The organism is uncultured Limnohabitans sp. (genome assembly GCF_937889215.1).
GTDB lineage: Bacteria > Pseudomonadota > Gammaproteobacteria > Burkholderiales > Burkholderiaceae_C > Limnohabitans_A.
The window spans coordinates 1-11137 of the sequence record NZ_CALBEX010000094.1; the positions used below are offsets into that span (position 1 = coordinate 1).

14 protein-coding genes and 1 pseudogene are annotated in these 11137 nt (G+C 59.7%); 8 read left to right on the top strand and 7 right to left on the bottom strand.

Annotation, left to right across the window (positions count from 1 at the left end):
* Positions 1 to 135: pseudogene (locus Q0341_RS02260) on the top strand (peroxiredoxin); the annotation flags it as partial.
* 60 nt (positions 136 to 195) lie between these two features.
* On the opposite strand, the gene Q0341_RS02265 reads toward Q0341_RS02260, so the two are convergent.
* On the bottom strand, positions 196 to 669 hold the full coding sequence (locus tag Q0341_RS02265; RefSeq protein WP_299510281.1) for a GNAT family N-acetyltransferase: 474 nt from the start codon (positions 667 to 669) through the stop codon (positions 196 to 198).
* A 71-nt stretch (positions 670 to 740) separates the two neighbouring features.
* Positions 741 to 1403 (bottom strand): cytochrome b/b6 domain-containing protein, encoded by a 663-nt coding sequence (locus Q0341_RS02270; protein ID WP_299510258.1) that lies wholly within the window; start codon positions 1401 to 1403, stop codon positions 741 to 743.
* A 90-nt stretch (positions 1404 to 1493) separates the two neighbouring features.
* On the opposite strand from Q0341_RS02270, the gene Q0341_RS02275 reads away from it, so the two are divergent.
* Positions 1494 to 1946: a cytochrome c gene (locus tag Q0341_RS02275; RefSeq protein ID WP_299510260.1), complete on the top strand. Its 453-nt coding sequence runs from the start codon at positions 1494 to 1496 to the stop codon at positions 1944 to 1946.
* 57 nt (positions 1947 to 2003) lie between these two features.
* On the opposite strand, the gene Q0341_RS02280 is transcribed toward Q0341_RS02275, so the two are convergent.
* Positions 2004 to 2447 carry a TlpA disulfide reductase family protein gene (locus Q0341_RS02280; RefSeq protein WP_299510283.1) on the bottom strand — a complete coding sequence of 148 codons (444 nt, stop codon included), beginning with the start codon at positions 2445 to 2447 and terminating at the stop codon, positions 2004 to 2006.
* A gap of 108 nt (positions 2448 to 2555) precedes the next feature.
* Here Q0341_RS02280 and Q0341_RS02285 point away from each other — a divergent pair, with 108 nt between their 5' ends.
* Positions 2556 to 3218, top strand: a complete 663-nt coding sequence (locus Q0341_RS02285; RefSeq protein ID WP_299510262.1) for a DUF4197 domain-containing protein — start codon at positions 2556 to 2558, stop codon at positions 3216 to 3218.
* Between the two features lie 34 nt (positions 3219 to 3252).
* Here Q0341_RS02285 and Q0341_RS02290 read toward each other — a convergent pair whose 3' ends face one another.
* Positions 3253 to 3981: an alpha/beta hydrolase gene (locus tag Q0341_RS02290; protein WP_299510264.1), complete on the bottom strand. Its 729-nt coding sequence runs from the start codon at positions 3979 to 3981 to the stop codon at positions 3253 to 3255.
* On the bottom strand, positions 3981 to 5225 hold the full coding sequence (locus Q0341_RS02295; protein ID WP_299510267.1) for a CaiB/BaiF CoA-transferase family protein: 1245 nt from the start codon (positions 5223 to 5225) through the stop codon (positions 3981 to 3983). The genes Q0341_RS02290 and Q0341_RS02295 overlap by 1 nt, the downstream gene beginning before the upstream one ends.
* Positions 5226 to 5277: 52 nt before the next feature.
* Between Q0341_RS02295 and Q0341_RS02300 the strand changes: the two genes are divergently transcribed.
* Genes Q0341_RS02300 through ptsP form a run of 5 tightly spaced genes read left to right on the top strand, consistent with a single transcriptional unit; the run spans position 5278 to position 9547 of the window.
* Complete coding sequence (locus Q0341_RS02300) at positions 5278 to 5826, top strand: hypothetical protein (RefSeq protein WP_299510268.1); 549 nt, start codon at positions 5278 to 5280, stop codon at positions 5824 to 5826.
* Positions 5823 to 7103, top strand: a complete 1281-nt coding sequence (locus Q0341_RS02305) for an MFS transporter (RefSeq protein ID WP_299510270.1) — start codon at positions 5823 to 5825, stop codon at positions 7101 to 7103. Before Q0341_RS02300 ends, Q0341_RS02305 begins: the two co-directional genes overlap by 4 nt.
* Positions 7104 to 7113: 10 nt before the next feature.
* Positions 7114 to 7557 (top strand): PTS fructose transporter subunit IIA, encoded by a 444-nt coding sequence (locus tag Q0341_RS02310; RefSeq protein WP_299510272.1) that lies wholly within the window; start codon positions 7114 to 7116, stop codon positions 7555 to 7557.
* A complete protein-coding gene (locus Q0341_RS02315) occupies positions 7526 to 7795 on the top strand; it encodes an HPr family phosphocarrier protein (RefSeq protein ID WP_299510274.1) in 270 nt (89 codons plus the stop codon). Before Q0341_RS02310 ends, Q0341_RS02315 begins: the two co-directional genes overlap by 32 nt.
* 3 nt (positions 7796 to 7798) lie before the next feature.
* Entirely contained in the window at positions 7799 to 9547 is a 1749-nt protein-coding gene (gene ptsP, locus Q0341_RS02320; protein ID WP_299510276.1) for a phosphoenolpyruvate--protein phosphotransferase, read from the top strand.
* Positions 9548 to 9581: 34 nt separating this feature from the next.
* On the opposite strand, the gene yghU is transcribed toward ptsP, so the two are convergent.
* Positions 9582 to 10454 carry a glutathione-dependent disulfide-bond oxidoreductase gene (gene yghU / locus Q0341_RS02325; RefSeq protein WP_299510278.1) on the bottom strand — a complete coding sequence of 291 codons (873 nt, stop codon included), beginning with the start codon at positions 10452 to 10454 and terminating at the stop codon, positions 9582 to 9584.
* A 67-nt stretch (positions 10455 to 10521) separates the two neighbouring features.
* Positions 10522 to 11137, bottom strand: a 616-nt coding sequence (locus Q0341_RS02330; RefSeq protein ID WP_299510280.1) for a lipoyl synthase, incomplete at its 5' end; no start/stop codon positions are given.

The window sequence follows — 11137 nt, forward strand, 5'->3', positions numbered from 1 at the left end:
CGCGGCATGGGCCTGCGCAGCAACCGCTATTCCATGTTGGTGAAAGACGGCACCGTGACCGCCTTGAACGTCGAAGGTCCTGGCAAGTTCGAAGTCAGCGATGCCGCCACTTTGCTGGCGCAAGCAAAAAGTTGAATTTGACCGTGATGGAAAAAAAGGAGCCGAGAGGCCCCTTTTTTAATGGGGCATGAACCTTCAGGCGATGTCGACCTTCAGGTAGTGTGAACCTGCGTACGGGTTGTGATAATAAGGGGGGATCTCGGCAAAACCCAGATCCTCGTAGAGGGCGCGAGCGGCCTCCATGTCATCGAGCGTGTCCAACAAAACACAGCTGTAAGCAGCACGCTGGGCGGATTCCAGTATGCCCTCGGTGAGTAGCCTGCCAATGCCCAGGCCACGGTATTCAGGGCGAACGTACAAACGTTTCATCTCCGCTGCATTGGCGTAGTCACAACTGTCCAAGGGCCGAAGTGCGCAACAACCGGCCAACGAATCATTCGTCCATGCCAGCAAAAGGCAGCCGCGAGGCTCAGTGTATTCGCCCGGTAAATTCGCGAGCTCTCGATCAAAATCCTGAAAGCACAGATCTACCTTCAGAGAAGACGCATATTCGACAAAGATGGTGCGCGTCTGGGTCCACTCGAAATCACTCGTAGGGCATCGAAGCACGACCGTGGGTTGAGGAGAGGTCTTGGGCAAGGTGGCATCCAAAAATCAAGTTTTCAGTATACAAGCGCGAATCAAGAACCCCAGCCAAGCAGTGCATAAACGCCACAGGACGCCATCACCAAAATCAGCAACGCGATCAAGCGCGTGGACCAGTGGTCATGCGAAGACACGGCAAGGGCCGCGAGCTGCTTGTTACCGTGGACCATGGCAGGAACAAGCGAAATTCGCTTGGCAAAACGGTACCAGACCAGTGCCAACACATGGAGAGCAACCAAAAAAAGGATGGTCAATTTGCCCCAGTGGGTGTGCCAACTGGTGGCCCATGAAACCCACTGACCCGGCACCATGGCGGTCAGTGGCCCGCTGTAGGCAATTTCATCGTCACTGACCAGGCCCGTGGCCACCTGGAAGATCAAAAAAGACAGCATGGCCACAATGGCCCAAGAGCCCATGGGGTTGTGACCCGCAACAGATGCCGAAGGGGGCCGCCCCTTCAGGTAAGCCCAAACCAGCGCAGGCTGCAAAGACAGCTGGGCCCAGCGAGACCAATGGCCGCCGACGAGCCCCCATACAAGGCGGAAGAGGACCAGTGACAAGACGGCATACCCTAGACGAAAGTGCCAAAGCATCGCGTCACCGCCAATGTTGCCGGTGATCAACAAGCCGATGACACACAAGGCCAAAGCCCAATGGAACAAGCGCGTGGGTAAATCCCAGATACGGACTGTGAACATGAAACGTTAAGAAGTATGGAATGGGTGAAGTTGTGAGAAACTGAGGTGAGGATATGTCTTTTTAACGCATTTCAAACAAATGGAGTCAACATGAAAAAAACAATCAGCATGATCGGTGCCTGCATGGCACTGGCAATGGCGATCCCCGCACAGGCCCAATTTGCTAAAGCAGAAGATGCCATCAAGTACCGCAAAGCCAGCTTCACGGTGATGGCAGCGCATTTTGGACGTTTGGGTGCCATGGCCAATGGCCGCATCCCCTTTGATGCCAAATTGGCCTCAGAAAACGCCGATATTGTGGCTGAGATGTCCAAACTGCCATGGGCGGCCTTTGGCGAAGGCACAGACAAGGGTGAGACCCGAGCCAAGCCCGAAATCTGGCAAGAATCGGCCAAGTACAAAGAAGCGGCAGACAACATGCAAGCCGCAGTCATGAAGCTCAATACCGCAGCGAAGGCCGGCAACATCGATGCTTTGAAAGCCGCGTTTGGACCGGCAGCGGCATCCTGCAAGACCTGTCACGACAGCTTCCGGCAGAAATAACCCAGTCAAGCCGGTTTGACCACACTGCGCGAGAACGCGGGGTTACCCCGGTGTGACTCAAATTTCACGCAGTAATTTGTCGATCAACTGGTGAAGTTCGGCAAAGTCAGGCGTGCCCACAAAGCGCTTGACGATCACACCGCGCTTGTTAACCAAAAAAGTGGTGGGGGTGAGTTTCACATCGCCCCAATCGCGCGCTACGACGCCGGTATTGTCAATGGCCACCTTGAACGGCAACTGGCGTGTCTGGGCAAAGTTCACCACATAGCTGGGGGGGTCGTAACTCATGGCAACCGCCACCGTCTCGTAGCCACGGTCCTTGAACTTTTGATAAGTGGTGATCAACTCGGGCATCTCGGCCACGCAAGAGGTGCAACTGGTGGCCCAAAAATTGACCAAAGATACTTTTCCTTGCAATTGCTTGGAGGTCACTGTCGTGCCGTCGAGCAAAACGAAGGAAGATTCGGGGGCCCGCTCACCTGCACAGCCCCAAAGGAGCATGGACAGGCCGAGCGCAGCAGCCCCCTTCCACAAACGGCGGCCGAGAGGTTGCAAACGCCAAGGAGAATTCAGGTGCATATTCATCGTAGAAAGTTTAATACGTTCGTCATGACCTCGGGCATTTTGGTCCTTGTGCCCGCCCATGCCTCCAATTTGGCGAATCTGAGTACAGGGGACGCTTCACAAGGCCTGAAGCTGGCCCTTGAAAAAGGCGCGCGCGCAGCGATCGGTTTGCTGGGCGTGCAAGACGGCTTCATGGGCAATGACAACGTGCGCATTGGCTTGCCAGACACTTTGAGCAAAGGGACAAAAATGCTCAAGATGCTAGGCATGGGCAAGCAACTCGATGCCTTGACCTTGCAGATGAACCGCGCCGCCGAACAAGCTGTGCCTTTGGCACAAAAGGCCTTGATGCAATCGATTCAAACCATGTCGGTGCAAGACGCCAAAGGCATTTTGCAAGGAGGCGACACGGCGGTCACGCAGTTTTTTGTGAACAAGACGCGAACCTCCTTGAGTGCCGAGTTCATGCCCCAAGTCAAACAGGTGATGGGGCAACTGGGCGTGGTGGCGCAATTCAATGCGGTGGCGGGCAAGTTGTCAGGCATGGGCTTGCTGTCCAAGGACGACGCCCAATTGGAGAGCCATGTCACAGCGAAAACACTGGACGGTTTGTATTACATGATTGGCGAAGAGGAAAAGAAAATCCGCCAAAACCCGGCCCAAGCAGGCAGTGCCTTGCTCAGCAAGGTGTTTGGCGCCTTGCGGTGAACAACACAGCCCAAAGCCACAGAACCGAGAAGTCTTAAAGCAAGGACAACAGGTGCTGGACCAAACCCTCTGGGTCGCTGACCATGGGGTCGTGGCCGGTGGGCATGTCGATCACTTGTGAGCCGGGCAGCCAAGCGCCGTCCCAGAACTTCGGGTCGCGCATGCGCTGGCGACTCACATCGATGGTGCCCAGCGCAGGCGTTGTGCAGTTGATGAATGACCGCGGTACGCTGGCGACGCGCTGTGGGTCGAAGTCGAGCGCATGGCTGTAAGGCCCGCCTGGGTGAGGGGTCTGACGCCTTTGTACCCACGCATGGTCGGCATCGCTCAATCCAAAAACAGCCGGGTCCGGCGCGGGAAAAGCGTGCAAAGGGTGGGCTTGAGCAGCGTCGATGCGCGCTTGCCGCGTGGCGCTGGCATGGGTACTGCTCCAGCTCTCACCCGGCTTGGGCAGCACCGCATCCAGATACACCAGATGGCACAGCCGCTCGGCCCTGCGGTCGGCCACCGCGGTGCCCAGCATGCCGGCATACGAGTGCACCACCAGCACCACCTCGTCCATTTCTTCGGCATCCATGGCCGCCGTCACGTCGGTGATGTGGGTTTCAAGGTCAATGCCCGGGTGCAGCAGGTGGGCACGCTCGCCTACACCGGTCAGGGTCACTGCGTGGGCGCGGTGACCGGCGCCCATCAGCCTGGGCAACACGCGCTGCCAGCACCAAGCGCCATGCCAAGCCCCATGTACCAGCAAGAAATTGGCCATCAAATCACCCCTTTGCCACGCAATGGCCCCAGTTGTTCGGCGGACCAGCCCAGCACTTCCGACAAGACCTCGGCGGTGTGCTGGCCCAACATGGGGGGCGGGAAATCTTGGCGAACTGGGGTGCGACTGAGCTTCATGGGGCTGGCCACCAGTTTCAGGTCGGGTTTGACTGGGTGTTGCCAATCTTGCACCATGCCACGGGCCTGAATTTGGGGGTCCACAAAAACCTCGCTCAAGGTGTTGATCGCGCCACAAGGCACTTTGGCGGCTTCCAGGGCAGCCAACCAGTCGGCCTTGGTGCGTGTTTTCAGGATGCCCTCCAGAAGAGGCACCAGGGTGTCGCGGTGTCGGACGCGTTGGGTGTTTTGAGCGTAGCGCGGGTCCTGCGCCAGCTCGGGGCAGCCGGCCACAGCGCAGAACTTGGCAAACTGCCCGTCGTTGCCCACCGCCAAAATCAGGTGGTCGCGGCTGCCGGGAGACGACCCGGCGGGAGGCGCAGTTTCAAACACCTGGTAGGGCACGATGTTTTGGTGCGCGTTGCCAGCGCGACCCGGCACTTTGCCACTGACGAGGTAATTCGACCCCAAATTGGCGAGCATGGCGACTTGCGTGTCGAGCAAGGCCATGTCCACCTGTTGGCCTTGGCCGGTGCGTTCGACATGGCGCAGTGACGCCAAGATCGCGACGGTGGCGTACATGCCGGTGAACAGGTCGGCCACGGCCACGCCCACTTTTTGGGGGCCGCCGCCCAAGTCGTCACGTTCACCGGTCACGCTCATGAGGCCGCCGATGCCTTGCACAGCATAGTCGTAGCCCGCCCGTTCGCGGTAAGGGCCAGTCTGGCCAAAGCCGGTCACGCTGCAATAGACCAGCTTGGGGTTCAGGGCGCTGAGGCTGGCGTAATCCAAGCCGTATCTGGCCATGTCGCCGACCTTGAAATTCTCCACAAACACATCGCAGTGCCGGACCAGTTCTTTGATCAGGGATTGGCCTTCGGGTTGGGCGATGTCACAAGTCACGGATCGCTTGTTGCGGTTCGCGCCCAGATAGTAGGCGGCCTCGGCCGTGTCCTGGCCTTGGGCATCTTTCAAAAAAGGTGGCCCCCAAGTGCGGGTGTCGTCGCCAGAGCCGGGGCGCTCGATCTTGATGACATCGGCCCCCAAATCGGCCAGGGTTTGGGTGCACCAAGGGCCCGCTAAAACGCGGGAGAGGTCGAGAACGCGAATGCCGTCGAGTGAATTCATGGCGATATTGTCGCCAAAATACGACGCGTGCGCTGATCAGGATAATCACCCCATGCGAACCCATTCCAAGGCCCTCGGGCCCAGCCTCTTATTGGCCCTGATTTTGAGCGCTTGCAGCCCTGCCGAGAACTGGCGAGATGTGGGCTTTGAGGGCCTGACGCTCAAAGCCCAGCTGCCTTGCAAACCCGACCGCACCACCCGCAGCGTGCCCTTGGGTGGCGTGACCGTGGATTTGCAAGTGGTGGGCTGCGAAAGCGGCACCGCCATGGTGGCCGTGATGACCGCAGCCTTGCCTGCAGGGACCGACATCGGTGCGGTCATGACGGGTTGGCAAAAAGCCACATTGGCCAACGCACGCGTGGCCCAGCCTTTGGCAGCCGGGCAGCAGCAGGTTTGGCACCGTCCTGGACAAATTCCCCTGCCCTCGTCGGTCAGGGTGCAGGCACCGGGTCAGCGCGTCAATGGTGAGCCGGTGGACATGGACGCTGTTTGGGGGGCTTTGGCCCAAGGCGAGCAAGTGCGGCTGGTCCATGCCGTGGTGTATGAACCAAAGCGCTCACACCAGTTGGCCAATACCTTGTTCGAAAGCATCAACCCATGAGCGCCGATACGATAAAAACGGGCGGTTTGGCCCATCCCGATCACTTGCCGCGTCGCATGGCGGTGGTGGTGTTTTTGGCATTTGCTTTGGCGTATTTTTTCTCAGCCTTGGTGCGGGCCATCACAGCCACTTTGTCGCCAACCTTGACCGCCGAGTTTCAACTGAACGCACAAGATCTGGGTTTGCTGGCGGGCGGTTATTTTTTGGGCTTTTCGCTCACCCAGTTGCCTTTGGGACGTTTGCTGGACAAGCACGGACCCAAAAAAATCATCCTGGCCTTTTTGAGTTTTGCCGTGTTGGGTTGCATGGCGTTCTCTTGGGCCGACAGTTTTCATGGCCTGTTGGCCGCACGGGTGCTGTGCGGCATGGGTGTGAGTGCTTGTTTGATGGCCCCACTCACGGGTTACCGGCGTTGGTTTGACGCCAGCACCCAACTGCGCACCAACTCGTGGATGCTGATGACGGGCTCCTTGGGCATGTTGGCCGCGACCTTGCCCGTGCAATGGCTTATGCCCCTGTTTGGCTGGCGAGCCTTGTTCGTCATGTTGGGCGTGATGATTGCCATCGCCATGCTCTTGATCACCTTGTTGGTGCCAGTATGGCAAAAGGCGACACCCACTGCCGATATGCCGCAGACACCGACCGACGACGATGGCAGTTACCGCGAAATCTGGCGCAGCGCTTATTTTTGGCGCATGACGCCGATCGGCTTTTTCAGTTACGGCGGCATGGTGGCCATCCAAACTTTGTGGGCTGGCCCTTGGATGACGCAGGTGGCGGGCTGGACAGCGGCAGAGGCCGCATCCGGACTGTTCTTGATCAATCTGGCCATGCTGGTGACCTTTTGGTTGTGGGGCTTGATCACGCCGCGATTGGCGCACAGAGGCATCCCGGTCGAGCGCCTGATCGCCTGGGGCTTGCCTTGGAGTTTTGGGGTTATTGGTGCGCTGGTGTGGGTGGGGCCGGGCGTGGGGGCTGCGGCTGCTGTGGGGGTGGCCTTGCTTTGCATGACCAGCACTTTCGTGGCGCTGGCCCAGCCTGCTGTGGGCATGGCTTTCCCCTCGCACTTGGCCGGGCGAGCCCTGTCGGCCTACAACTTGGTGATTTTTGCAGGCATTTTTGTGGTGCAGTGGGGCATCGGCTTGCTGGTCGATGCTGGGCGCGGTCTGGGCTTGGGCAATGCGCAGGCCTACCAAGCGGCGCTGGCCTGTTTTGGCGTCACATCGGTGGCTTCATGGGCGTTTTTTATGCTGAAAAAACCAGCCGAGAGCCGATAATCAAAATCCTATGATTGGCATCCTCATCATCGCCCACGCGCCGCTGGCCACCGCTCTGCGCGAATGCGCCCTGCACGTTTTTCCAGATTGCGCCAGCGGTGTGCTGGCGCTGGACGTGTTGCCCGAGTCTCCCACTGAAGACAGCTTGGCCCGAGCGCGCGAAGCCATGGCCGCTCTGGGCACGACCGATGTGTTGCTGCTCAGTGACGTGTTTGGCGCCACACCTTGCAACGTGGCCCAGCAGCTGGGCGATGGGGTTCACACGCGCCTGGTGGCAGGCGCCAATTTGCCCATGCTGCTGCGCAGCGTGTGTTACCGACATGAAAGCCTGGAAACCTTGGCCGCACGCGCCCACGCAGGCGGGACCCAAGGCGTGATGCCTGTGGGCAGCACCGCACCCCAAAATCAAACTGGACAGAGACATGCCCCAAGCCACCGTGACCATCAGCAATAAATTGGGCCTGCATGCCCGTGCCTCGGCCAAACTGACCAAGTTGGCCGGAGGTTTCCCGTGTGAGGTATGGATGAGCAAAGGCGAGCGCCGCATCAATGCGAAAAGCATCATGGGTGTGATGATGCTCGCCGCCGGGCTGGGTAGCGAGGTGCTGATTGACACCGACGGTGAGCGTGAAGATGAAGCGCTGGCCGCGGTGCTGACCTTGATCAACGATAAATTTGGCGAAGGCGAATAAGCCATGGCCATCAGCATCCATGGCTTGGCGGTGGCGCGCGGCATTGCCATTGGGCGAGCCGTTTTGGTGGCCTCCAGCCGGGTCGATGTGGGGCATTACTTTGTTCAGCCGGAGCAGGTGAACGCCGAAATCCAGCGCTTGCGCGTGGCCCGCGATGCGGTGGTCGACGAGCTACAGCGCTTGCAAAAAGGCATGCCCAAGGACGCCCCACACGAACTGGTGGCTCTGCTGGACGTGCACCTGATGTTGTTGCAAGACGAAGAGTTGACGTCTGGCGTGGTGCACTGGATCAAGACTCGCCTGTACAACGCCGAGTGGGCCTTGACCAATCAGCTCGACATCATCGTGCGCCAGTTCGAGGAGATGGAAGACCCCTACCTGCGTGAACGCAAAGCCGACATGGAGCAAGTGGGCGAGCGGGTGCTGCACTGCCTGAAAGGCACGGGCCCCTTGGTGGCGCAAGCCAAACGGCCCCAGCGGCCCCAGCAAGAACTGCAATTGGGCGACACCGATGTGCCCTTGGTGCTGGTGGCGCACGACCTGTCTCCCGCCGACATGCTGCAGTTCAAACAAAGCGTGTTCACCGGCTTTGTGACCGATGTGGGCGGCAAAACCTCGCACACCGCCATCGTAGCGCGCAGTCTGGACATTCCGGCGGTGGTGGGCGCGCGCACCGCCAGCCAGCTGGTCAAGCAAGACGATTGGGTCATCATTGATGGCGATGCGGGCGTGGTCATCGTGGACCCCTCGCCCATCATCCTGGCCGATTACGGCTTCAAGCAGCGCCAGGGCGATCTGGAGCGCGAGCGCTTGGCGCGCTTGCGCCACACGCCGTCTGTCACACTCGACGGTCAAAAAATCGAGCTGCTAGCCAACATCGAGATGCCCGAAGACACCGCAGCAGCCCTCACGGCCGGTGCTGTCGGTGTGGGTTTGTTTCGCAGCGAATTCCTGTTCATGGGCCGCCAAGGCCATCTGCCCGATGAAGAAGAGCAGTACCAGGCCTACCGTCGTGCGGTGGATGGCATGAACGGTTTGCCCGTGACCATCCGCACGGTGGACGTGGGGGCTGACAAACCGCTCGAGGAAAGCCGCCACGAAGCCTCGCACCTGAACCCGGCGCTGGGTCTGCGTGCCATCCGTTGGTGCCTGGCCGATCCGGCCATGTTCCTGACACAGCTGCGCGCCATTTTGCGGGCGGCGGCGCACGGGCAAGTTCATTTGCTGATCCCCATGCTGGCGCATGCCAGCGAGATCCGCCAAACCTTGGCCTTGATCGCGCAGGCCCGTCAGGAGCTGGACCGTCGCGGCGCAGCCCATGGTCCGGTGCGTCTGGGTGCGATGATTGAAATTCCGGCGGCAGCCTTGTCACTGCGGCTCTTCCTGCGGCACTTTGATTTTGTGTCGATAGGTACCAACGACCTGATCCAGTACACCTTGGCGATTGACCGGGCCGATGAATCGGTGGCCCATTTGTACGACCCGCTGCACCCTGCGGTGTTGCGCCTGATTGCCGACACCATCGCCGAGTGTCAGCGCCAAGGCAAGGGTGTGTCGGTGTGCGGCGAGATGGCGGGCGATGTGGCCATGACCCGTTTGCTGCTGGGACTGGGTCTGCGCAGCTTTTCCATGCACCCCTCGCAAATCCTGGCGGTCAAGCACCAAGTTTTGCGTTCGGACGCCACCAAGCTCGTCCCATGGGCCGTGCAGGTGTTGGACAGCGATGACCCGGCGGCGTTCATGAACCCTTGAGCCCGTCGCGGCGGGCCACCACCGGGCACGTCACTTATGTTGGCTTGAGTTTGTCTTGCGTACGGGTGTCGAAATCGCTCGCGTCGTGGCGTTCGTGCAGCTGGGACTCGGGTGCGCCCATCACCCGGTTGACCATGCGTCCACGTTGTACGGCTGGGCGTTGTGCGAGCTCATTGGCCCAGCGCTGCACATGGGTGTATTCCTGCACCTGCAAGAACTCACCCGCCTCGTAGAGCAGACCTTTGGCCAAAGCGCCATACCAAGGCCAGATGGCGATGTCGGCGATCGTGTAGTCGTCGCCTGCGATGAAACGGTGTTCGGCCAGGCGGCGGTCCAGCACATCCATCTCGCGCTTGACCTCCATGGCAAAGCGGTCGATGGCGTATTCGATCTTGACCGGGGCATAGGCATAAAAGTGTCCGAAACCACCGCCCAAATAGGGGGCGCTGCCCATTTGCCAAAACAGCCAAGACAGGCATTCGGCACGTCGCGTGGGGTCGGTGGGCACCAGCACGCCAAACTTCTCAGCCAAGTAAAGCAAGATCGCGCCCGACTCGAACACCCGCACGGGCTGTTCACCGCTGCAATCCAGCAAGGCCGGGATCTTGGAGTTGGGGTTCACGCCCACAAAGCCGCTGCTGAACTGTTGGCCTTCGTGGATGCGGATCAGCCAAGCATCGTATTCGGCGCCCGTGTGCCCCAAGGCCAGCAACTCTTCGAGCATGACCGTGACTTTGACGCCGTTGGGTGTGCCCAAAGAATACAACTGCAACGGATGTTTGCCTCGCGGCAGTTCCTGCTCGTGTGTGGGGCCCGAGATCGGGCGGTTGATGTTGGCAAATTGCCCGCCATTGGCCTTTTCCCAGGTCCAGATTTTCGGCGGTGTGTAAGGGGTTGAATCGGACATGGTGTGCAACTTTAAGGTTGAGGGGTGAAGGGTTGTGGGGCAGTGGGGAGGTTGCTGGCCAGTGAGCTCAAGCTTTTTCGCTCAAGTTGATTTGCGCCGAATGGGCCTGCTGGTCGGCGTGGTAACTGGAGCGCACCATGGCCCCCACTGCGGCGTGGCTGAACCCCATTTCGTAGGCTTTGGTCTCGAACATCTTGAAGGTGTCGGGGTGCACGTAGCGGCGCACCGGCAGGTGGCTGTTGCTGGGGGCCAGGTACTGGCCAATGGTCAGCATCTCGATGTTGTGCGCACGCATGTCGCGCATGACGTCCAGGATTTCTTCGTCGGTCTCGCCCAGGCCGACCATCAGGCCGCTCTTGGTCGGCACATTCGGGAACAGCGCCTTGAATTTTTTCAGCAGGTTCAGCGAGAACTGGTAGTCCGAACCGGGACGCGCTTCTTTGTAAAGGCGTGGCACGGTTTCCATGTTGTGGTTCATCACGTCGGGCGGCGCGGCTTTCAAAATTTCCAGGGCGCGGTCGTCGCGGCCCCGGAAGTCGGGCACCAGCACTTCGATCTGGGTGGTCGGCGAGAGCTCACGGGTTTTGCGGATGCATTCCACAAAGTGCCCAGCGCCGCCGTCGCGCAAATCGTCGCGGTCCACGCTGGTGATGACCACATACTTCAGTTGAAGCTGCGCAATC